Here is a 21,900-nt window from a genome sequence, read left to right on the forward strand (position 1 = left end):
GCTCCTTGATGCGTACCCCTTTAGGAGGGGTGGGGCCATCCCATCACTGTTAGCCGGTGTAGCCCGCGAAGCGGAAAGGGAGTCCAGAGGGCTGCGCCCTCTGGACTCCGGAGGCAAATTCCTCGGAGGCTTACCTCTCTGGGGATAACCGCACCGGGCGTCCCCTCGAAACGATCGCGACGAGTTGTCATGGCCGGGAACCTCGGAGGGCAGCGCCTTTCGAGGTTCCCGGCGTGTGAGGGTACGGTCAGGATCGGCGGGGCAGGGCGGGCCTGGCGGGGGCGGCGGCGATGGCGCAGCCGGCTTCTGTCTTGAGTTGGTCGATGATGCGCCGGAGTTCACCTGCCTGGTCGACGAGGCCGGTGATGGCGTGCGCGGCGTTTTCCACGGAGTTGGTTGTCTGGGTGGTGAGTTCGCGCACAAAGTCGAGGGATCGATTGATCTCTTCGGACGCGGCGGATTGTTCTTCAGATGCCGTGGCGATGCTTTGTATCTTGTCGGCGGAGCTTTGGGCGCCCTGGACAAGTTCCCCGAGCACCGCGCCGGAGGTGTCGGCCATCTGGCGGGCCTGTTCGATGCTGGTGATGGCCTTGTCGGTGTTGGCGATGCTGTCCTTGGCGGAGTCCTGGATGGCGGTGATGGAGTCGGTGACTTCCTTGGTGGCGGTCATGGTTTTTTCGGCCAGTTTGCGCACCTCGTCGGCGACCACGGCGAAGCCGCGTCCGGCTTCGCCCGCGCGGGCGGCCTCGATGGCGGCGTTGAGCGCCAGGAGGTTGGTCTGGTCGGCGATGTCCGAGATGACGGTGAGGATGCGCCCCACATCCTGGGAGCGTTTGCCCAGGTCGTCCATGTTGGCCTTGAGGGCCTGGGCCTGACCGGCCACCTGACGCATGGCCAGGATGGACTGTTCCACCACGGTGCGGCCTTCGAGGGCTTTGGCCTTGGCCAGTTCGGCCTCGGAGGAGGCGGAGGCGGCGTTTTTGGCCACGTCGATGACTGCTTCGGTCATCTGTTCCATGTTGGTGGCGGTTTCGCGGATGCGTTCGCTTTGGAGTCCGGCGCGGTCCTTGATTTCGTAAGCCTGGCGCGAGACTTCCTCTGTGTCGGTGCCGATGTGGTTGGCGACGGATTCGAGCAGGGCGGCAGCATGTCCCATGCCGTCGCAGCGTGCCTTTTCGGCCTTGTCGACGGCCTCTTCGGCGATGTTCCGGGCCTGTTCCGCAGCGGCGGCCTTCTCTTCGGCTTCCCTGGTTTTCGATTCGATGGCCTGGATGTTGGAGCGCAGGGTGGCCACCATGGTGTTGAGGGCGGCCTGCATGTGCGCGGCTTCGTCGTTGCCTTGGGCGTCGAGGTTGATGTCCAGGTCGCCCTTGGCGCAGCGCTCCGCAGCCTCTGTAGCCTCGCGGATGGGGCCGGTGATGGTGGAGATGATCAGCCCGCACAGGCCGATGATGATCACCAGGGTGATCGCGATGCCGGTGAAGATCCTGGTGAGGATCGAACGGATGCGTTCTTCGCTTTCTGTGCGGATGACCTGCTTCTGGCGTTCCACGTTGTCGATGTAGACGCCGGTTCCGATCCACATGTTGGTGCCAGGAATCATGATGGCGTAGGCAAGCTTGGGCTGGTCGCCCTGTCCGGGCTTGGGGAAGACGTATTCCACGAAGCCGCCGCCCGCCTTGGCCTTGAGCATGAGGTCGCGCACGAAGTAGACGCCGTTCTTGTCTTTCGTGTCGGCGAGGTCTTTGCCCTGCGTTTCCTTGCGGGTGGGCAGGGCCACGTTGGTGGTGTTCTCGTAGACGAAGAAATAGCCGGACTTGTCTGCCTCGAAGCGGATGGGATCGACCATCTGGCGGATGAGGTCGATGCGTTTTGCCGGGTCGGATTGCGATTTGATTGCCTCTCCGATGGAGAGGGCCATGGAGTCCGAGGAGATGGCGAGCTTCTGCTTTTCGCCCTCGATCATGATGTTCTGGGCCGCGAGGACGTTGTGGTCGAGCACCTGCTTGATGCCCATGTAGAATGCGGTGACCACCCCCCCCACGAAGGCCGAGAAAAGGATGATGAGCAGGGCGAAGCGCCAGGAGATGGAAAGGCGGCGGAAGAAGAGGCGGAATCCATTGGCCCGGGGGTTGGCTGAGGTCATGGATCGATCCTCCTGGAAAGATGAGAAATCAATTCTTGGGACAATATCCCGAAAAGGCACTCCTTGGGCAAGAAAAAAAAGGGGGGCCGGTCGGCCCCCCAGGATGATGCGGGATGTGCGCCTAGCCGGGCAGCATCCACTTGAGCGGATAAGCCATGAGCATGGTCAGGCAGGAGATGAAGAGCACCATGGCCACGGAGTGCCACAGGGTGAAGCGGAAGATGTCGCCGTCCTTGCCGTGGAGGCCGGTGGCGGCCACGGCCACGGAGATGGACTGGGGCGAGATCATCTTGCCGGTGACGCCGCCGGAGGTGTTGGCGGCCACGCACAGTTCGGGGCGCACGCCGATTTCCAGGGCGGTGGTCTTCTGGAGGTTGCCGAAGAGCAGGTTGGACGAGGTGTCCGAACCGGTCAGGAACACGCCCAGCCAGCCGAGGATGGGGGCGAAGAACGGGAACATGACGCCCGTGCCGGCCAGGGCCATACCGAGGGAGGTGGACATGCCGTTGGCGTTCATGATGAAGGCCAGGCCGACGATGTTGCCGATGGAAACGATGGGCCAGCGCAGCTGGTTGCAGGTCTTGCCGAAGCAGGCAATGGCCTTGCCCATGGTGTAGCCGGGCATGATGAACACGGAGAGCAGGCCCGAGAGCAGGATGGCGGTGCCGGCGGCGGCCAGGGGCTGGAAGGCGTACTTCACGGGCTGCGGGGTGGCCACGTTGTTGACCATCTTGGCCACCATCATGTGGTACATGGGCCATTCGATCTGGATGTTGACGGCGGCGGCCAGGATCTTCTTGATGGAAGGCCAGCCCTGGATGAGCACCAGCACGGCCAGGATCAGGTAGGGCATCCAGGCGCGCAGGATTTCGCCAGCGGAGTAGCTGCTGGTGGCTTTGCCGGTGGAAGGCGGCTCGTCGGGGAAGTGGAAGGTGGTCTTGGGCTTCCAGACGCGCAGGAAGGCCCACAGGGCGATGATGGTCACGATGGCCGACAGGATGTCGGGCAGGGTGGGGCCGTGGAAGTTGGACATCAGGAACTGGGTGCCCGCGAAGGCCACGCCGGCCACGAGCAGGGCGGGAACGACTTCCATGGTGCGCTTGAAGCCGCACATGGTCACGGAGAGCCAGATGGGCACGATGATGGACAGGAAGGGCAGCTGGCGGCCGACGATCTGGGAGATGACCATTTCGTCGAGCTTGGTGGCGCCGGCCACGGCGGTGATGGGGATGCCCACCGCGCCGAAGGCCACGGGGGCGGTGTTGGCCAGCAGACAGAGACCCGCGGCGTAGAGGGGGTTGAAGCCCAGGCCGGCGAGCATGGCCGCGGTGATGGCCACGGGGGTGCCGAAGCCGGCGGTGCCCTCGATGAAGGAGCCGAAGGCGAAGCCGACGAACACGGCCTGGAGGCGGCGGTCGTCGGTGATGGTCGCCAGGGAGTTCTTGATGATCTCGAACTCGCCGGATTCAACGGTCATGTTGTAGACCCACACCGCGGTGACGACGATCCACACGATGGGGAAGAGGCCGTAAACAAAGCCGTAGGTGTAGGAACCGATGGCGGTGGAAGCGGGGATGCCCCAGAACACGATGCCCAGCACGAGGGCGGCCAAGCTGGCGACGGCGCCGGCCACGTGGCCCTTGGCGCGCTTGACCGCGAGCATGTAGAACAGGATGTAGATGGGGATGCCCGCGACCAGTGCTGACATGACATAGCTGTCACCCAGCGGTTTGTAGACTTGCAACCAGGCGCTCATCAGTTCCTCCTTCAATGGGTTGGTTGAATTCTAGCCCAGGGTCTGAGCGTAGAGTTCCACGGGGTGCTTGACCGCGATGCGGTCGCCGGCCTGGGACATCATGTCTGCGATCTGCATCATGCAGGCCGGGCATCCCGCGGCCACCACGTCGGCCCCGGTAGCCACAATGCTGTCGCGCTTCTTCTTCCCGATCTTGGTGGAGACGGAGTAATGCTGCAGGTTGAACGAACCGCCGCAGCCGCAGCAGACGTCCGAACCGGCCATTTCCACCTGTTTCAGGTTGGGGTTGGCGCCGAGCACGGTCCTCACCTGCCCGCTCACTCCAAGGCTCTTCTTGAGATGGCAGGGATCGTGGATCGTGACCGTTTTGGCCCCAGACGCCGGTTCCGCCTTGGAAACGCCCAGCTTGTCCGCGATGAAGGCGTTGATGTCCATGGCTTTGCCGGCGAGCATGGCGATGGTCTCCCGTTCGGACTGCGAGAACCCCGAGTTCATCAACGGCCAGATGTGGTGGAAGGCCGAAGTGCAGGTGCCGCAGGGGGTGAGGATGTAGTCGAAATCACCCTTTCCGAACACCTTGAGGTTCATGCGGACCAGGTCCTCGTAGCTCTTGAGGTCGCCCGAGGCCAGGGAGGGCACGCCGCAACAGACCTGATCGACGGGCATGTAGATGCCCACGCCGTGGTGCCTGAGCACCTTGAGCACGGCCTCGCCCACGCTGGTGAACATCTTGTCCACCACGCAGCCGTAGAAGAAGGCCACCCTCAAGCCGCTCAGTCCGGGCGCGGTGTCGATCGTGCCGTTGCTGCGCAGGGGCTTGTCCGCCAGGGAGAGCAGGTGACGGTCTCCCAGAAGCGGCGACAGAAGCTTGGAACACGACGACCCGATGATGTCGTTCACCGGGGTCGTGAAGAAGCCCTGGAACTTGGAGCCCAGGGCCAGGAGGTTGTTGAACAGGGCGGGCTTGGTGATCATGCCCCGGAAGATGGCCTTCTTGACAGGCGAGAGCCCCAGGTAGGCCGTGATGATGGCCCGGGCCTTGATGAAGATGTCCAGGGCCTTCACGCCGGAGGGGCAGGCCGCCGCGCAGGAGCCGCAGAGCAGGCACTTGTCCAGGCGTTCCTTCACGGCCTCGGCGTCCTTGATCATCTCGTGGCTCAAGAACTCCAGCAGGGCGATCTTGCCGCGCGCCACGTCGGCCTCGCGGCCGGTTTCGGCGAACACCGGGCACACGCTTTGGCACATGCCGCAGCGCATGCACCCGACGATCTGGTCGTCGAGTTCGTTCAACAGTTTGAGCATGTGGTTGAGGTCGGCCATGTCGCTATTCCCCCAGAATCTTGCCCGGATTGAGGACGTTCTTGGGGTCCACGGCGGCCTTGATGCGCTTGGAGAAGAGCACGCTGGCGCGGTTGGTTTCCTTTTCCATCCAGCGCGACTTGGCCAGGCCGATGCCGTGCTCGCCGGAGAGGGTGCCGTCCAGGCCCAGGGCGGCCTCGAAGATGGCGTCCACGCCCTTCTCCACGCGGTGGAACTCTTCCTTGTCGCGGCGGTCGCAGAGGATGGTGGGGTGCAGGTTGCCGTCGCCGGCGTGGCCGAAGGTGCCGATGGTCAGCTTGTATTCCTTGGCGATCTTGTCCAGGGCTTCCATCATGGCCGGGATCTTGGAGCGGGGCACGGTGGCGTCTTCCAGAACCGTGGTGGGGCGCAGGCGGGCGAGCGAGGAGAGGGCCGCGCGGCGGGCTTCCCACACCTTGTTGCGCTCCACGGCGTCCTTGGCCACCTGGATGCGGGTGCAGCCGTTGGCCTTGCAGATGGCCTCCACCTTTTCGGCCTCCTCGGCAACCTGGGCGGGGTGTCCGTCCACCTCGATGAGCAGGAGCGAACCGGCGTCCGTGGGCAGGCCCACCTTGGCGAAGCCTTCAACCGCGCCGATGGTGAAGTTGTCCATGAACTCCAGCGTGCAGGGGACGACCTTGGCGGCGATGATGGCCGACACGGTGCGCGAGGCGGTCATGATGTCGGGGAAGATGGCCATCATGGACTTGGCGGCCTGCGGCGGCGGGACGAGCTTCAGGATGAACTCGCTCATCACGGCCAGGGTGCCCTCGGAGCCCACCATGAGCTGCGGGATGTTCAGGCCGGTGACGCACTTCACGGTCTTGGAGCCGGACTTGCAGTAGTTGCCTTCCACGTCGAAGAAGTTGACGCCCATCACGTAGTCCTTGGTGACGCCGTACTTCAGGCCGCGCAGGCCGCCGGCGTTCTCGGCCACGTTGCCGCCCAGGGTGGAGACCGCCTGGGAGCCCGGGTCGGGGGGGTAGAACAGGCCCTTGGCGGCCACGGCGGCGGCGAACTTGGCGGTGATGGCGCCGGTCTGGACCACGGCGTACATGTCTTCCTCGTTGACTTCGAGGATCTTGTTCAGGGCGTTGCTCAGGAGCACGACGCCGCCCTTGGAGGGGATGGTGCCGCCGGAGAGGTTGGAGCCCGCGCCGCGCACGGTGAGGGGCAGGCCGTTGTCGTTGCACAGCTTCACGATCCTGCCCACCTGGTCCATCTCGGAGGGGCGCACCACCAGGGCGGGGAGCACCGGATCGAGCACGGCGGCGTCGTAGGAGTAGGAATGCTTGTCCGCCTCGGCGTCCATGACGTTTTCAGCGCCGACTATGCCGACAAAAGCTTGTTTGAGGGACTGGCTGACCATGCTGGTGATTCTCCCGGTCGTTTTGAGGTTGCATTGCCCTCCCCGGTCAAGGAGGGTCTGGTCAGGCGTCCTTAACAACAATCGTGCCAAGGTTGCATTTCTTTGATTTGCCTTTTATTTCAAAATGTTAAAGATATTCCCGTCTCCAGGCGGCGTCTTTGGGAAATTAATCTCAATCTCTGTCTGATGAAAATTAGTCCTTATATTCTCTGTTGTTAGTAGGCGTGTTGCGTGGCGCGGCGGTAGTCCGGTTTCCCGGATGGCCTGCCTGCGTCCGGGATTTCAGACGGGAGGTTGGCTGGGCAAGGTTCATGACCTGGCCTCGCGATTCAGGGTTCATTTCGCGAAGAGATGCCGTTTTCCTGCGCAAGAGACCTGTTACGAAGAAGATTGTTCACATTATATCAGTAAGTTATGTGCGCTGTGCCAGCATTGTGAAAATGTGGACAATAAGGCGGCTAAGCCCTCTCCGAGGCAATGCCGCATCGGGACAGAGGCGTCCGGTCCGCCTGACAGCGCTTCCAGCGCAGGACGTGGCGGTTCATCAGACCCTTGGGGCCTTTGGGCCGCGCCTGCTTGGCACGGGTTCAACCGCGAGTCGATGCGAGTTCCAGCAGGATCGGACATCAGGTCAGTAGGGAGGATTCCCCGTCGGCCGGGCGTCTCCCATGCGGAATCCCCGCCATGCAGCGCGGCGGCGAGAGGTCTCGAAGGATCGGTGCGGGCGGTCGGACGGCAGGGAACGCGGACGAACGGACGGCACGGAGCGCGGCGGGCGGAGGCTTCGCCCCCCGTACTTCCCGACCGCTTCGGGGAGGCTGTCGGCGCGGCGGCGGCTTCTCGAGGGCCACCGCGCGTATCGGCCATCCGGCCGCTAGAGGGTCATGTTGTGCTTCTTGAGCAGCGCGTAGAAGTGCGAACGCGAGAGCCCCGAGGTGTCCAGCATGGCCTGGAGGTCCTTGCCGCTCTGGAAGAGGAGGGCGTCCAGGTATTCGCGCTCCTTGGCTTCCTTGAAGGCCTTGAGCGCGGGGAGCATGCCCGCGCAGAGCCCCACGGGGCCCGGCAGGGGCGCTGCGGGCTCGGCAGGGCGCACGCGCTCCATGTTGGCCTTCATCACGTGCAGGCGCACCTCCACGGGCAGGTGCTTGGCGTAGAGGGTGGGCTCGTTCCCGGCGGAGGCCAGGGCGCGCTCCATCACGCCGAAGAGTTCGCGCACGTTGCCGGGCCAGGAGTAGGCCATGAGCATGTCCGAGAAATCGGTGCCCATGCCCTTGGTGGGCAGGCCGTAGCGTTCGCAGAGGTCCGTGAGGTGCGAGGCGGCCAGGCTCTTGATGTCCTCGCGCCGTTCTCGCAGGGGCGGCAGGGCGATGACGAAGGTCTTGAGCCTGAAGAGCAGGTCCTGGCGGAACTCGCCCCGGGCCGCCATTTCCTCCAGGTCCCGGTTGGTGGCGGCGATGAGCCGGAAGTCGCTCTGGATTTCCACGCTCGCGCCCACGGGGCGGAAGCGCTTCTCCTGGAGCACGCGCAGGAAGGCCTTCTGGATGGTCAGGGGCATTTCGCCCACCTCGTCCAGGAACAGGGTGCCGCCGTCGGCCAGCTTCACCAGGCCGGGCCGGTCCTGGTCCGCTCCGGTGAAGGAGCCCTTGCGGTGTCCGAAAAGCGTGCTTTCCAGGAGCGTTTCGGTGAGCGAGGCGCAGTCCACGGCCACGAATTCGCCCGAGGCGCGCATGGAGTTGGCGTGCACGGTGCGGGCCATGAGCTCCTTGCCAGTGCCCGTCTCGCCCGTGACGAGCACGGGCCCGGTGAGGCGCGAGGCCTGGGCCACCTGGTCCAGGCAGGCCTCAATGCGCGGGCTCGAGCCCACCACGCCCTCGCGGCGCAGGGCCACCGTGGCCCCGGCCTGCTCCTTCTCCTTGTGGTACTTGAGCGCCCGGGTGAGCGAGAGCATGGTCTGCTTGATGGGAGCGGGCTTCACCAGGTAGTCCCAGGCGCCGCCGGAGATGGCCACTTCCGCGCCGTCGGGGTCGCCCAGTCCCGTGAGGATGATCACCTCGGGAGGGTTGTCGCCCCGGCGCACGGCGGGGAGGGCCTCCAGGCCGTTGCCGTCGGGCAGGCGGATGTCCAGGAGCACCACGTCCACCTGGCTGGTGCGCAGGAGGGCCAGGCCTTCGGCCAGAGTGCCCGCTCCCAGGAAATCGAAGCGCATGCGGCGGGAGAGGCTTTGAAAGGTGCCCCGGATTTCGGGGTCGTCGTCGATGACGAGGATGGTGGACATCAGGCTTGGTTCTCGTCCAGGAGCAGGCCGATGGCGCCGGCCAGCTCCTCGCCGTTGTAGGGTTTGAGCAAAACGGTGCGGATGTTGCCCGCGTGCTGGGCGGCCGTCAAGGCGCTGCGCCTGCCGGAGACGAGGATCACGGGCAGGTTGGGGGCGATGTCCTCGATGCGCTGGGCCAGTTCCACGCCGGAGAGGGTGGGCATGTCGAAATCGGTGACCACCACGTCGAACGCGCCGGGCAGGGCCGTCACGGCGTCCATGGCCTCCTGCGCGCCGCTCACGGCTGTGACTTCGTAGCCCAGCAGGCTCAGCACGCGAGGGATCACGGTGAGCTGGTCCGCGTCGTCCTCGACGAAGAGGATGCGCTCGTCGCCCCGGCGCGCGGCGGCCTTTGCGGCCATGAGGGCGCGGGGGAAGCTGGCGTCGAAGTCGCCCTGTTTGGGCAGGTAGATCTCGAAGGTGGTGCCCTTGCCGGGCTGGCTGGCCACGCGCAGGCCGCCCCGGTGCGATTTGACGATGCCGTGCACCACGGCCAGGCCGAGTCCGGTGCCTTCGCCCTTGGCCTTGGTGGTGAAGAAGGGGTCGAAGATGCGGTCCATGATGTCCGGGGGAATGCCCGGTCCCGAATCCGAGACGGCCAGGCGCAGGTAGCGCCCGGGCTGGACGTTGACCATCTCGGCGTGCGTCTCGTCCAGGTCGGCTTCCACGAGTTCCAGGGCGAGATGTCCGCCGGTGTCGCGCATGGCCTGGAAGGCGTTGGCGCAGATGTTCATGACGATCTGGTGCACCTGGGTGGGGTCGGCGAAAGCGATGGCGGGGTTGACCTGGATGTTCTCGGAGAGGGTGATGTTGCGCGGCAGGGTGGCGGCGAAGATGGCCAGGGCCTCGTGGACCACCTCGGCCATGTCGGTGGGGGCGAAACCCTGCTGGGAGGGGCGGCTGAAGGCCAGGATCTGCTGCACAAGCCGCGAGCCTCGCCGGGCAGCCTTGAGGGAGCGCTCCATGTCCTGGGCGGTTTCGGAGTCTTCCGCCAGGTCCATGAGGGCCAGCTCGGTGGAGTTGATGATGGAGGTGAGAATGTTGTTGAAGTCGTGGGCGATGCCCCCGGCCAGCGCGCCGATGGCCTCCATCTTCTGGGACTGGAGCAGCTGGCGCTCCAGGGAGAGCTTGGCTGTCACGTCCTCGGCGGTGCCCAGGATGCCCATGATCTCGCCGGTTTCGTCGTGCAGGGGCACGACGGTCATCTCCAGGGTGACGGGTTCGCGTCCGGGGAGTTCGATGGTCCACTCGCGGCGGTGCACCGAATGCCCCGAGGCCAGCACGCGCCGGTTGACCTTCTCGGCGGAATCGGAGGCTTCAAGGGGCATGATGGCCCCCACGCGGCGACCCACGATGGATTGGGCGTTGTCCAGGCCGAAGAAGTCCACGAAGGAGCGGTTCACGCCCATGAAGTTGAGGTCGCGATCCTTCCAGTAGACAAGCTGGGGAATGTTGTCGAGCACGGTGCGCAGCATGGCCTGGGAGCGGCGCAGGGCCTTTTCGGCCTCGCGTCGCAGGGTGATGTCCTGGATGGCCTCCACCACGCCCGCCACCTCGCCCTTGGCCGAGAGGTAGGTGGCCTTGCTTACGATGACGCCGTGGGTGGCCCCGGCGGCGTCCTGCATGTCGGTTTCGTAGCTCAGCACGCCGGGGATGCGCAGCAGGTGGCGCTCGGCGGCGTCCTGCCTGCGCGCGAGGGGGTGCTGGAGGTTCTTGAGCAGGTCGCCCCGGGCCACGCCGAACCACTTCTCGAAGGCCAGGTTGCAGCCCAGGAAGCTGCCGTCCACGCCCTTGTAGGACAGGGGCAGGGGGATGGTGTCCATGAGGATGTGCAGAAACGAGAGCTGGTTCTTGATCTGGAGTTCCACCGAGCGCTTCTGCACGATGGACGTGATGAGCAGCACCAGGATGAACACCAGCAGGAAGAAGCCCACCAGGCCCACCCAAACCACCTGTTTGTTGATGGTGTAGAAGGTGAGGGGCTCGTTGATCAGGGTGGAGCCCAGGGGCAGGGCGTCCTCTGGAATCTTGAAGCGTTTGAGGGCCAGATAGTCGAAGAGGTAGGGGTCGTCGAACTTGTCCACGACGGGTATGTTGGCGGGCGATTCCCCCGAGAGGATGCGCAGGGCCATGTTGCCGGCGATCTGCCCCTCGCCCTGGCCCGAGTGCAGCTTTCCGCCCACGATGCCGTGGCCCAGCATGAACTGCCAGGCGCTGTAGATGGGCACGGGCGAGCGCCGCGAGACGATCTCGCAGACCTCCTCCACCGAGAACACCTGCTTGCCCGAGCCCAGGTAGATGGGGATGAGGAAGATCATGTCCAAGGGGGTGAGCGCGTCGGTTTTTTCCAGGAGTTCCGGCAGGGTGTGCACGTCCCAGTATTCAAAGGCGAAGAGCTTGCTCACGCGGGCGGCGGCGCGCTGCACCTGTTTGCGGATGGCCTGGCCCGTGAGCGACATGTCCGACACAACGATCACCCGGGTGATCTCCGGGCTCAGGCGGTGGGCCAGTTGGAGGTTCGCGCTGATGTCGGTGGTCTCCACCACGCCGGTGAAATTGGTGTGGCCGCGCAGGGTGGCGGGGTCGTAGTCGTTGACGCCGCAGAACACCACGGGGGTTTCGGGAAAGAGCGACGGCTGGTGCTCCAGGAGAAACTGGTAGGCGTTGTCGTCTGAGGCGATGAGCACGTCGAAGGTGACGCCCTGGTATTTCTCCCGGTAGAGGGTGGCCAGGGTGGAACTCATGCTCGTGCCGTAGAAACGCTTGGAGTCCATGTATTCGATCTGCAGGTCGTAGGGCAGGGTGGACTTGTCCAGCGCCTCGCGCAGGCCCTGCAGGATCTGGTCGGACCAGGCGTATCCGTTGTGATAGGAATTGAGATAGAGGATCTTCTTCTTGTTGATGTCGGGCTGAGCCAGGGAGACGGAGGCCCAGCCGAGGCAGGCCAGAACGGCGAAGAGAGCCGCGAGAACGCTGGCGGGCCAGTGGAAGGCCGTATACGGCCGGGATGGGAAGGGTGCGGCTGGCATGCTCTTGGGGCCGGACGTCGTCCGGGCCGGTTCCTTCTAGACCAAGGCGTCGCGCTCTTCAAGCCGCGCGGCGCCCGGGCGGTTCCTCTCGCAAATCCCGGCGTGGGCATCCAGGAAATCCAGGACCATGCGCGCCGTGGGCGTGTGGTAGAGCAACCCTGCATGGCCGATGGGCGCGGTGCAGCGCTGGGTCCAGCCGGGTTCGGGGATTTCCAGGGAGCTGGTGGGCACCACCATGTTGTCCAGTGGGGAATAGACGTTGAGTTTGGGCAGCTCCGGGGGGGCGATCAGGGCGTCCGCATGCCGGATTGTCAGGCCGTCGGGGCGCAGGCTGCGCCCCAGCGAGCCTACGGCCATGGCCGCGAGCACGCTTCCCCGGTTGGGCGCGCCAAGCACCACGGCCGCGCGCACGCACGCCACGGCTGCCGGGTCCGCCAGCACGGCGCGCGTGAGCAACCCCCCAAGGCTGTGGCCCACCAGGATCACCCGCTCGCCGCCGCACCGCGCGGAAAGCTCCCGCACAGCGGCGCAGAGCCTTTGCGCCAGGTCCTGGAAGTCGCCGCCCAGCGTGTCGTAGTCCCATGCGAAGACGTTGACGTATCCCCTGCGGCGCATGAGGAGCCGGTAGAGCCACCAGGCCGAGGCGTTGTGGTAGAGTCCGTGCACCAGAAGCACCGGCGGCCGGGCGCAGTCCGGGTCCGGGGCGGGCCGCCAGAGGCCATGCGCCAGGGCGAGGGGGTTGGCCAGGATCACGGTGAGCACGCTGGCGAAACTGGAGAAGAAGCCCATGGCCGCGCATCGCAGGAGCCCCCCGTTGCAACGCATCGATTCCAGGAGGGCAGGATGGGGCTCGCGGCGGGCCTCGCGCCAATAGACGGCATAGGTCAGGCCCGCGATGCAGGCCGCCAGGATCAAGAGGATGGACAATACGGTGACGAACATGGGGCGCTCCCGGGACGCCGGGCCGGTCGGCTGTCTCTTGAGGAGGCGATACGGCACGGCGTGGCGCTGCGCAAGGGGTGCGTAGCGGCCTGGAGCGACCGGGAACGCTCCCCGCACGAGACTTGACGCTTCCTGCTTTGATATATAATAAAACTTTTTTGCCAAGTGGGCGGGTAGCTCAGCTGGAAGAGCACCGGCCTTACAAGCCGGGGGTCACAGGTTCGAGCCCTGTTCCGCCTACCACGCGCATCCGATGCGGCAGGATCCGCCCGAGGAGGGGTCTTGCCGCTTTCTTTTTCTCCCGGCATACGGTTTTCCGGTCCTGCCGCAGACCTGAATGAACCCTGCCCGAAGCGCGCAGCAGGGATGCGGGGCCTCCCCCTGTAGGACTCCAACGCGCCTGGACGCATGGCCCTTTCAGTGGCTTCGCTGGCCGGAACCTTCCCTGTAAGGTTTTTGTTAGCGAGGACATGCTATAGTATCCGATCATGCCCGCAAGGGCGGACGAGCGGCGTGTCGGCCCAGCTTCCGCCCGGCCTGAAACCCTCAACCGGGGAAGGATCGAACCATGAGCGGAACTCGCGTGTGGATGGCTGGCGTCGTGTTGCTGTCGGGCCTCCTCGTCTCCTGCGCCGCCGAACGGACCCGCAGCGCGGCCAAGGCGGACGCTGCCCAGGCCCCGGCCAAGGAATTCGACATGCACGCCCCCTACGTGCGTTACCACTTCCAGGACCCGGACATGGACTTCACTTTCGGCTCGCTCGTGCTGGGCTCCACCGGAAACGGCGGGGCAGAGACGGGGGAGGCCTTCGCCGTGGCCGCCAAGATCAAGGACGGCGACGCCGCAAGCTGGCAGGAGCAGTGGATCCGGATGGCCGGCCTGGTCGAGGACAGGGGGCGGAAATCCCTGGCGGCCGGCCACACGGTGAGCGCCCGCGACCAGTTCCTGCGCGCCTCCAACTACTACCGCTTCGGCACCCTGGCCATGATGGCCGACGATCCGCGCCTGAAGTCCACGGCCGTCAAGGCCCGCGATAACATGAAGCAGGCGGCGGCGCTCCTCGATCCTCCCATGGAATATGTCGAGCTGCCCTTCGAGGGCACTGTTCTGCCGGGCTACTTCCGCAAGGCCGCCAAGGACGACAAGCCTCGCAAGACCCTGCTCATGCTGGGCGGCGGCGAGACCTTCGCCGAAGACCTGATCTTCTACATCATGCCCCAGGCCATCGAGCGCGGCTACAACTTCATGACCCTGGACCTGCCGGGCCAGGGCATCATGCCGCTGGAGGGCAAGATCTTCAGGCCCGAGATGCACCAGGCGGTCAAGAAGGCCGTGGACTACCTCATGACCCGCAAGGACGTGGACCGCTCCCGCCTGGCCGTCTACGGCATCTCCGGCGGCGGCGGCTTCGCCCCCCAGGCCGCCCAGCACGACAAGCGCATCAAGGCAGTGGTCATGAACGCCTGCGTGGTGGACGCCAGGCCCCTCTTCGCCAGCATGACCCCGGTGGTCACGGCCACGCCGGAGAAGGTGGCCGGCTTCACGAGCTTCCACGGCAACACCGTGAAGATGGTGGCCTGGCGCTGGGGCGTACCCTTCGACAACATCCCCGGCCTGGTGGAGGCCAACACGGGCTTCAGCTTCGACCCCGCCCAGGTGACCATCCCCGCCCTGGTGGTGGTGGGCGAGGGCGAATACAGCGGCGACGAGACCAGGCGCCAACAGAAAGTCTGCATCGACGGCCTGCCCAACCCCCTGAAAAGCTTCGTCGTTACGCCCCTGAGCGAGGGCGCATCCAACCATTGCGTCATGGAGAACCGCAGCCTGGCGGGCCAGGTGGTGTTCGACTGGCTCGACGGCGTGTTCACGAAGTAGATCGGACCTAACCGGACGACGCTCCCGGGGGCCGGGCGCGCCGCCTTCTCGCCCGGCATCGGGAGGATGCGCTCATGAAGACGTTTTCACGCGGCAATGCCGCCGTATTCGCACTGTTGGCCGCGCTCTCCGTCCTGGCCGGATGCTCTTCCATCGGGCCGGGCCGGATGCTCACCGACCGCACCGACTACAACGCGTCGTTCACCGAGTCCTGGAAGCGCCAGATCCTGATGAACATCGTGAAGATCCGCTACGCGGAGCCCATCTTCTTCATGGAAGTGGGCGACATCGTGGCGGGCTACACGGTGGAGTCGGGGGGCAACGCGGGCTTTTCCCGCTCCTTCTACGACGGCCCCACCCAGATCACCACCAACAACAACCCCGTGCTGGGCAATTTCGGCAGGCTGGAGTTCGGCCTGAGCGCCCGCTACACCGACCGCCCCACCATCACCTACAAGCCCATGACCGGCACGCCCTTCCGCAGGGGCGTGATGTCCGCACTGCCTGTGCGCAACGTCATGGCCGGGCTGGACACGGGCATGTCGGCCCAGTTCCTGTTCAACCTGGGCATTCGCTCCGTCAACGGCCTGCGCAACGCCTCGCTCACGGCCACCGGGACCGCGAACGCGCACGAGGGCTTCCGGCGCGCCGTGGAGATCCTCGCCCTCCTGCAGACGGAGAACGCCCTGCGGGTGAGGGTGGAGCCCGGTCAGGGCGGCGCGGAGGGACGCCTCTTCCTGGTGCTGGGCGGCAGGAAGCCCGCCCGGGAGGTGGCCGCCCTCATAGCCGAACTGCGCACCATCCTGGATCTCGATCCGGCCGTCCACGAATACGAGGTGACCGGCGAGCCCGAGGTTCAGAACCGACGCCAGATCGCCATCCAGGCCTTTTCGCTCATGCAGATCATGGCCGCCGTCGCCGCCCGCGCGGACATCCCCGTGGAGGACATCGCCGCCCAGCGCGCCCTGCCCGCGTCGACGGACGCCCCCGGAGCGGCCGTCATGAATCAGGTGACCGTAAAGAGCGGCAAGGCCAAACCCTTCGACGCCTTCTCGGCCATCCACTACCGGGGCCACTGGTTCTGGGTGGACGACCACGACATCTCCACCAAACGGGTGTTCTCCTTCCTCATGCTGGCCTTCACGCTCATGGAGGAGAAGGGCATCTCCCTGCCCCCGCAGCTGACCATTCCGGTGCAGTGAAGCCAGAAGGAGCCAGCGCACCCGCGTGCGGCATGCTTTTCCGGCCGCTCTCCGGCGGCCGACGGACGCGACGCAGGCTCTACGGGGGCCGAAACGTCGAACATCCCCGCGCCCGGCGCGGGAAACCGGTCCCAGGAGGATTTCCGCCAATGACGCCTGTTGCCCTGAAGCACGTTTTCGTGTCGCTGCTCGTCGTGCTTGCAGCCTTGTCCGTCCCCGTGGTCGACGCCGTCGCCAGCGGCGGCATCGACCCGGCCGACCCCATGGTGCGCATCACCTATCCCAGGTCCGGCCTCGACGTTCCCGCCGTTCTGGCCGCCGTCAGCCGGGAAGTCTCCAAGGCCACGGGCCTGGGCGAGGAGTTCGTCACCTACTACTGGCAGACCTTCGACGCCGTGCACGCCATGGGCCAGCCTGCCAAGGACAAGCCCCTCTTCGTGGACCTCTATGTGCCCGGATTCTTCACCGACGAGCAGGTGGGGGCCATGATGACAGCCCTGGCGGACTCGCTCTCCAAAAACACCGGCCTGGACAAGAAGTGGGTCTTCGTCCACACCCACTTCCCCCTGCAGGGGCAGGTGTACATCAGCGGCGAGGTCTCCCGCTGGGACAACTACCGTGGCAAGCCCGACAAGCCCGCGCGCGACATGGCCGACCGGGCCATGGGCAAGTTCCTCTTCAACGACGGCGCGTTCGTGTTCCAGTGTCTTTGGAGGGCAGGACTCATCGCGGCGGGCGGCGCGGATCTGGGCGAGCTGCTCACCATCACCAGCCAGGTGAAGGACTACGACAAGGAGAGCTGGCACCAGGCCTGGAACGCCATGGCCCGCCGCTTGCGCGACGCCGCCGACCGGGACGCCGCCGCAGGACACGCCGTCAGCGCCATGCAGCAGTATTTCCGCGCGACCGAGTACTTCCGCGCCAGCTCCATCTACCTCTTTGGAAGCGACCCGCGCGGCGCGGTGGCCTGGCAGGACGGCCGGGACACGTTCCTCAAGGCGGCCCAGCTCTCCGAAGGGCGCATCAGACCCGTGCGAATCCCGTATGAAAAGACCACGCTGCCGGGCTACCTGGTCACCCCGGACAACACCAGCCGCAAACGCCCGCTGCTGCTCATCCAGACCGGCCTGGACGGCACCGCCGAGGACCTCTACTTCATCATCGCCGCCCACGCCGTGAAGCGCGGCTACGCCTGCCTGATCTACGAAGGACCAGGCCAGGGCGAGATGATCGTCAAGCAGGGCCTGCCCTTCAGGCCCGACTGGGAGAAGGTGGTCACCCCCGTGGTGGACTTCGCCACAACCCTGCCGGGCGTGGACGCCCGGCGCATGGCCATCATCGGCTACTCCATGGGCGGCTACCTCGTGCCGCGAGCCCTGGCCTTCGAGAAGCGCATCCAGTGGGGCATCGCCGACGGAGGGGTGGTGAGCCCCTTCGAGGGCGTCATGACCAAATTCCCGGCCGAAGTGCCAAAGGGCGTGGACGTTCCGGCCCAGGCGGCCAGGGTGGACGAGATCGTCGCCCAGGAGATGGGCAGGCACCCGGAACTGAACCAGTTCATCAGTCAGATGCTCTGGACCTTTGAGGCCAAAACCCCGAGCGCGTTGTTCTCGAAGCTCAAGAAGTTCAACCAGGCCGACACCATGGGCCAGATCGAGGCCGAAATGCTGGTGGTCAATTCCAGCGAGGACCAGGTGGCCGCCTCCAATGCCCAGTCCAAGCTGTTCTTCAACGGGTTGAAGGCCAGGAAAACCTACATGGAGTTCGACGCCTCCAGGGGCACGCAGTTCCATTGCCAGCTGGGCGCTCCCCTGGCGTCCAGCGAGCGTATCCTGGATTGGCTGGACGAACGTGCCAAGCCCAGGCGGGAATGATTGCGGATTGCGCGGGATGCCCGGCCGGCGGGCTTTCGCGAGGACCCAGCGCCCGGGCTGGCTGGGAGGAGGGGGGCTTGCCGTCGACCGAGCGGACGGGGGGCATCATGAGGCCTGTTGTGGAGTACGGATGTCCTGCGCAGCATACGATCCATAGGGATTGCGCAGGTGAATGGTTGACGATGGAGCACGTATACAGACCACTTTACGATCGATGATGGTCTACTGCGGCATGTCATAAGCAGCATGCTCAGGGTCGTCTCAGGACGCCTGAAAGTGCTGGAAGTGCGCCGAGAATACTCGCAGAGTGTGGCGGTTAGCGCTGCAAATCCTTCCATCGACGGCGAATCGACCTCGTTGATTCCATAACGGTCGTACGGATGGTTTTTTTGGGGCAATGAGCACGAAAATGTTGACAGGATCGGGCGCTTGGCCTAGAGAGACCTTCGCCGCTGAACGTCGGCCAGCCGCCTTGTGTTGGTAACGCATCACGAAATTGATGTTTTGTTGCCAGGCTGGTTGCTCATGCAGATGAGCAACGCTGTACCGTGAAGACATCGAATTGCGGCGGTACGGCTGACGTTGGGCGCATGCGCGGGGGTAGTTCAGTTGGTTAGAACGCCGGCCTGTCACGTCGGAGGTCGCGGGTTCAAGTCCCGTCCCTCGCGCCACTAGAAACCAAGGTCGAAAGACCACGAAAAAGGGCCTGGATCGTCGATCCAGGCCCTTTTCGCGTTTCTAGCGACGTATCAAGATCAGGCCCCGGTGAGGCTCTGCTGTTCCTCGAAGGTGAGGAGTTTGTCCAAGTCGATGAGGATGAGCAGTCGGTCGTCGAGTTTGCCCACGCCGGAAATGTACTCGGAGTCCACGCCCGAAACCACGGCCGGGGGCGGCTCCACCGTGTTGGACTGGATGCGCAGCACCTCGGAGACCCCGTCCACCACGAAGCCCACGATCATGCCGTTCAGGTCCACCACCACGATGCGGGTCTGTTTGTCGTGCTTGCGCGACTCCATGGAGAAGCGCTTGCGCAGGTCGATGATGGGGATCACCTTGCCGCGCAGGTTGATCACCCCCTCCACGAAATCCGGGGCGCGGGGCACCTTGGTGATCTCCATGGTGCGGATGATTTCCTGTACCTTGAGGATGTCGATGCCGAACTCCTCGTTGGAGATGGTGAAGGTGACCAGCTGGAGCAGGGAACCGTCTTTCTTCTGGCTGTCGATGTCCATTGCGTGACCTCTGGGTTGGCGTCGAGGCCCCGGATACGCTTGCGAGCGTGCCGGGGCCATCTCCTGAATGCGTGAATTTCGCGCCGATTTCCAGCGAAAAGTCTGCGTTCCTCGCGTCAGGAGCGGCAGGCTTTTTTTTCGAATCCGGGCGAAAAGAGGGCTTGACCTTTTTCCCTGCGGCTTTTAAAAGGCTCTTCCCGGTGCGGGAAACCACACCGGCAAGCGCGGGGGTAGTTCAGTTGGTTAGAACGCCGGCCTGTCACGTCGGAGGTCGCGGGTTCAAGTCCCGTCCCTCGCGCCACTGAAACAAGGGGAGCATCCCCATCACGAACCGGCCAGGGCCAACGCCCCGGCCGGTTTTGCGTTGTGCGGCCACTGCTTGACGCGTGGTCCGCGCCCGGGACGCCCTGGAGGGCCACACAGGCCGCGCAGAGGGCTACCGCCGCGAGATCGTGCCGGTCCTCCTGGACGGTGGCGCGCACGTTCCCTGCTGGACCTACGTTTCTTGCGGCACCCCCCTGGCCGAGCCCGTGCCCGGCGGCGACTGGCTGTCGCGCCCCGGCGGTTGACAGGGCCGCCCACGGCCTTTAAGCGCTTTTGTTCACAAAGATCGTCCAGGAGCGCTTCATGAACAAGACCATCGAGTATATCGTCGGCGACGGCATCGGGCCTGAGGTCTTCGCCGCCGCGCGTCCCGTCATCGACGCCGCCGTGGCCAAGGCCTACGGCGATTCCCGCAAGCTTTCGTGGCACGAGCTGCTTGCCGGCGAGAAAGCCTTCAAGGAAACCGGCAATTACCTGCCCCAGGAGACCCTGGACGCCCTGGCCAAGGCCGAGCTGGCCATGAAAGGCCCCCTGGGCACCCCCGTGGGCGGCGGCATCCGCAGCCTCAACGTGACCATGCGCCAGGTGCTGGACCTCTACGCCTGCATCCGGCCCATCAAGTACTTCCAGGGCATCGAGAGCCCCGTGAAGCGCCCCGACCTGGTGGACATGATCGTCTTCCGCGAGAACACCGAAGACGTCTACGCGGGCATCGAGTGGGCCTCCGGCACCCCCGAGGCCAAACGCCTCATCGAGTTCCTGGAATCCATGGGCAAGAAGGTGGACGCCACGGCGGGCATCGGCATCAAGCCCATGACCCCCGCAGGCTCCAAGCGTCTGGTGCGCAAGGCCCTCGAGCACGCCGTGAGCCAGGGCAAGTCCAGCGTGACCCTGGTGCACAAGGGCAACATCATGAAGTTCACCGAGGGCGCGTTCCGCACCTGGGGCTACGAGCTGGCCTCCGAAGAATTCGCCGACCAGGTGATGACCGAGCAGCAGGCCAAGGAAGGCGGAACCAAGCCCGTGGTGATCAAGGACCGCATCGCCGACGCCATGTTCCAGGAAGTGCTCATCCGCCCCGAACAGTACTCGGTGATCGCCACCACGAACCTGAACGGCGACTACATCTCCGACGCCCTGGCCGCCCAGGTGGGAGGCCTCGGCCTCGCCCCCGGCGTGAACATGAGCGCCAGCCTCGCCTTCTTCGAGGCCACCCACGGCACCGCGCCCACCATCGCGGGCATGGACAAGGCCAACCCCGGCTCCCTGGTGCTCTGCGGGGCCATGCTCCTGGAGCACGTGGGCTGGTTCGAGGCCGCCAAGCTCATCCACGACGCCATGGACAAGGTGATCAGCGCCAAGACCGTCACCGTGGACCTGGCGTCGCAGATCCCCGGCAGCACCACCGTGGGCTGCAACGCCTTCGGCGAGCTGCTTCAGAAGAATCTCTAGGGCCAAAGCCCTGGAGCGGGAACGAAAGGAAAGGGCGGCGGGGCCGGAAGGCTCCGCCGCCCCTGACGTTCAGGGGTGCGGGCGGGTCAGCGCGGGCCGACCCCGCGCATGCAGGAGCGGAGCATGAGTTCCTGCAGGATGATGCGCTCGTAATCCAAGGAAGCCGGGAGGGCGTTCCAGGCGTTTTCGGAAGGGCCGCCCTCGATGAACTGCGCCTCTTCCCAGAAATCGAGCAGTTCGTCGTCGGCCAGATTCTTCACCTGGTCCTCGAGCGGGTAGGGATCGTTCTCGGGGTAGTGTTGTCCCATGGTCGGAAAATGCCTCCGCCGGACGTTTCCGGCGCTTCATCCTTAAACGAGCGGCGTTTTTTTGCAAGCTTCGTCAACGCCTCCGGCGCGGTTGGCCGTCGATCGGGGTTGCCAGGAGGCGCATTTGGGGCTACACGAGGAGCTTGCGGGCATCCGCTTTCCGCGGTGCCACCAGTGCCATACCCGGAGGAACCAGGATGGACGAGGCTCAGAAGAAGCAAGACGCCGAACTCATGCAGCTGGTGACGTTTTCCATCGGCGAAGAAGAGTTCGGCGTGGACATCCTCAAGGTCCAGGAAATCATCCGCATGATGGAGATCACCAAGGTCCCGCGCGCTCCCGAGTTCGTGGAAGGTGTGATCAACCTGCGCGGCAAGGTGATTCCCATCATCGATCTTCGCAGGCGCTTCGGGCTCTCCTCGCGGGGGCACGACAAGCACACGCGCATCATCGTGATCGAAATCAACAACATGATCGTGGGCTTCGTGGTGGACTCGGTCTCCGAGGTGCTGCGCATACCTTCCAGCACGGTGGAACCGCCGCCGCCCGTGGTCTCCGGCCTGGAAAGCGAATACATCAGCGGCGTGGGCAAGCTGGAGGATCGGCTGCTCATCCTGCTCGACCTGGACAAGCTCCTCTCCCACGAGGAACGCGAAAACCTCATCGGCGCCTAGGCCTTTCGACCCCGAACATGCTGCGCCGCCGGTCCCTCACGGGTCCGGCGGCTTTCGCGCGCAA

General features: G+C 65.1%; 15 protein-coding genes and 3 tRNA genes. 9 read left to right on the top strand and 9 right to left on the bottom strand.

The features are described 5' to 3' along the window. Positions 1–247: 247 nt before the first annotated feature. The 7 genes from ACV4UX_RS05730 to ACV4UX_RS05760 form a co-directional block, all read right to left on the bottom strand. Entirely contained in the window at positions 248–2,146 is a 1,899-nt protein-coding gene (locus ACV4UX_RS05730) for a methyl-accepting chemotaxis protein (protein ID WP_491592362.1), read from the bottom strand. A gap of 121 nt (positions 2,147–2,267) precedes the next feature. Then, a complete protein-coding gene (locus tag ACV4UX_RS05735) occupies positions 2,268–3,902 on the bottom strand; it encodes an L-lactate permease (RefSeq protein ID WP_491592363.1) in 1,635 nt (544 codons plus the stop codon). Between the two features lie 30 nt (positions 3,903–3,932). Continuing rightward, positions 3,933–5,222, bottom strand: a complete 1,290-nt coding sequence (locus ACV4UX_RS05740; RefSeq protein WP_491592364.1) for a (Fe-S)-binding protein — start codon at positions 5,220–5,222, stop codon at positions 3,933–3,935. 4 nt (positions 5,223–5,226) lie between these two features. Then, complete coding sequence (locus tag ACV4UX_RS05745; RefSeq protein WP_491592365.1) at positions 5,227–6,609, bottom strand: FAD-binding oxidoreductase; 1,383 nt, start codon at positions 6,607–6,609, stop codon at positions 5,227–5,229. A gap of 874 nt (positions 6,610–7,483) precedes the next feature. Next, a complete protein-coding gene (locus ACV4UX_RS05750; protein ID WP_491592366.1) occupies positions 7,484–8,884 on the bottom strand; it encodes a sigma-54-dependent transcriptional regulator in 1,401 nt (466 codons plus the stop codon). After that, positions 8,884–11,952 carry a hybrid sensor histidine kinase/response regulator gene (locus ACV4UX_RS05755; protein WP_491592367.1) on the bottom strand — a complete coding sequence of 1,023 codons (3,069 nt, stop codon included), beginning with the start codon at positions 11,950–11,952 and terminating at the stop codon, positions 8,884–8,886. The genes ACV4UX_RS05750 and ACV4UX_RS05755 overlap by 1 nt, the downstream gene beginning before the upstream one ends. Before the next feature lie 36 nt (positions 11,953–11,988). Beyond that, positions 11,989–12,894 (bottom strand): esterase/lipase family protein, encoded by a 906-nt coding sequence (locus ACV4UX_RS05760; RefSeq protein WP_491592368.1) that lies wholly within the window; start codon positions 12,892–12,894, stop codon positions 11,989–11,991. 167 nt (positions 12,895–13,061) lie between these two features. Here ACV4UX_RS05760 and ACV4UX_RS05765 point away from each other — a divergent pair. From ACV4UX_RS05765 to ACV4UX_RS05785, 5 genes are all read left to right on the top strand, one after another. Next, positions 13,062–13,137, top strand: a tRNA-Val gene (locus tag ACV4UX_RS05765). 325 nt (positions 13,138–13,462) lie between these two features. Next, positions 13,463–14,770 carry an alpha/beta hydrolase family protein gene (locus ACV4UX_RS05770; RefSeq protein ID WP_491592369.1) on the top strand — a complete coding sequence of 436 codons (1,308 nt, stop codon included), beginning with the start codon at positions 13,463–13,465 and terminating at the stop codon, positions 14,768–14,770. A 74-nt stretch (positions 14,771–14,844) separates the two neighbouring features. Further along, the gene (locus tag ACV4UX_RS05775; RefSeq protein ID WP_491592370.1) at positions 14,845–15,972 is read left to right on the top strand and encodes a hypothetical protein; all 1,128 of its coding nucleotides are present in this window, start codon (positions 14,845–14,847) and stop codon (positions 15,970–15,972) included. Positions 15,973–16,121: 149 nt separating this feature from the next. Continuing rightward, positions 16,122–17,846: an alpha/beta hydrolase family protein gene (locus ACV4UX_RS05780; RefSeq protein WP_491592371.1), complete on the top strand. Its 1,725-nt coding sequence runs from the start codon at positions 16,122–16,124 to the stop codon at positions 17,844–17,846. Between the two features lie 594 nt (positions 17,847–18,440). Continuing rightward, positions 18,441–18,517, top strand: a tRNA-Asp gene (locus ACV4UX_RS05785). A gap of 84 nt (positions 18,518–18,601) precedes the next feature. Here ACV4UX_RS05785 and ACV4UX_RS05790 read toward each other — a convergent pair. Next, the gene (locus ACV4UX_RS05790; RefSeq protein WP_491592372.1) at positions 18,602–19,078 is read right to left on the bottom strand and encodes a chemotaxis protein CheW; all 477 of its coding nucleotides are present in this window, start codon (positions 19,076–19,078) and stop codon (positions 18,602–18,604) included. A 224-nt stretch (positions 19,079–19,302) separates the two neighbouring features. Here ACV4UX_RS05790 and ACV4UX_RS05795 point away from each other — a divergent pair. From ACV4UX_RS05795 to icd, 3 genes are all read left to right on the top strand, one after another. Next, positions 19,303–19,379: transfer RNA gene (locus ACV4UX_RS05795), tRNA-Asp, on the top strand. A gap of 85 nt (positions 19,380–19,464) precedes the next feature. Continuing rightward, positions 19,465–19,647, top strand: coding sequence for a gamma-glutamylcyclotransferase (locus ACV4UX_RS05800; RefSeq protein ID WP_491592373.1), 183 nt, complete (start codon positions 19,465–19,467; stop codon positions 19,645–19,647). Between the two features lie 58 nt (positions 19,648–19,705). Then, positions 19,706–20,854, top strand: a complete 1,149-nt coding sequence (icd, locus tag ACV4UX_RS05805) for an NADP-dependent isocitrate dehydrogenase (RefSeq protein WP_491592374.1) — start codon at positions 19,706–19,708, stop codon at positions 20,852–20,854. Positions 20,855–20,940: 86 nt separating this feature from the next. Here icd and ACV4UX_RS05810 read toward each other — a convergent pair whose 3' ends face one another. Continuing rightward, entirely contained in the window at positions 20,941–21,162 is a 222-nt protein-coding gene (locus tag ACV4UX_RS05810; RefSeq protein ID WP_173086948.1) for a hypothetical protein, read from the bottom strand. 197 nt (positions 21,163–21,359) lie between these two features. Between ACV4UX_RS05810 and ACV4UX_RS05815 the strand changes: the two genes are divergently transcribed. Further along, positions 21,360–21,836 (top strand): chemotaxis protein CheW, encoded by a 477-nt coding sequence (locus tag ACV4UX_RS05815; protein WP_491592375.1) that lies wholly within the window; start codon positions 21,360–21,362, stop codon positions 21,834–21,836. Positions 21,837–21,900 lie beyond the last annotated feature (64 nt).

Source organism: Fundidesulfovibrio sp., assembly GCF_058402725.1.

Bases quoted from the DNA above. Each gene is read 5' to 3' on its own strand.
- ACV4UX_RS05730 (WP_491592362.1), bottom strand. From the start codon at position 2,146: ATGACCTCAGCCAACCCCCGGGCCAATGGATTCCGCCTCTTCTTCCGC.
- ACV4UX_RS05780 (WP_491592371.1), top strand. From the start codon at position 16,122: ATGACGCCTGTTGCCCTGAAGCACGTTTTCGTGTCGCTGCTCGTCGTG.
- ACV4UX_RS05770 (WP_491592369.1), top strand. From the start codon at position 13,463: ATGAGCGGAACTCGCGTGTGGATGGCTGGCGTCGTGTTGCTGTCGGGC.
- ACV4UX_RS05750 (WP_491592366.1), bottom strand. From the start codon at position 8,884: ATGTCCACCATCCTCGTCATCGACGACGACCCCGAAATCCGGGGCACC.
- ACV4UX_RS05735 (WP_491592363.1), bottom strand. From the start codon at position 3,902: ATGAGCGCCTGGTTGCAAGTCTACAAACCGCTGGGTGACAGCTATGTC.
- ACV4UX_RS05775 (WP_491592370.1), top strand. From the start codon at position 14,845: ATGAAGACGTTTTCACGCGGCAATGCCGCCGTATTCGCACTGTTGGCC.
- ACV4UX_RS05745 (WP_491592365.1), bottom strand. From the start codon at position 6,609: ATGGTCAGCCAGTCCCTCAAACAAGCTTTTGTCGGCATAGTCGGCGCT.
- ACV4UX_RS05810 (WP_173086948.1), bottom strand. From the start codon at position 21,162: ATGGGACAACACTACCCCGAGAACGATCCCTACCCGCTCGAGGACCAG.
- ACV4UX_RS05755 (WP_491592367.1), bottom strand. From the start codon at position 11,952: ATGCCAGCCGCACCCTTCCCATCCCGGCCGTATACGGCCTTCCACTGG.
- ACV4UX_RS05740 (WP_491592364.1), bottom strand. From the start codon at position 5,222: ATGGCCGACCTCAACCACATGCTCAAACTGTTGAACGAACTCGACGAC.
- ACV4UX_RS05815 (WP_491592375.1), top strand. From the start codon at position 21,360: ATGGACGAGGCTCAGAAGAAGCAAGACGCCGAACTCATGCAGCTGGTG.
- ACV4UX_RS05790 (WP_491592372.1), bottom strand. From the start codon at position 19,078: ATGGACATCGACAGCCAGAAGAAAGACGGTTCCCTGCTCCAGCTGGTC.
- ACV4UX_RS05760 (WP_491592368.1), bottom strand. From the start codon at position 12,894: ATGTTCGTCACCGTATTGTCCATCCTCTTGATCCTGGCGGCCTGCATC.
- icd (WP_491592374.1), top strand. From the start codon at position 19,706: ATGAACAAGACCATCGAGTATATCGTCGGCGACGGCATCGGGCCTGAG.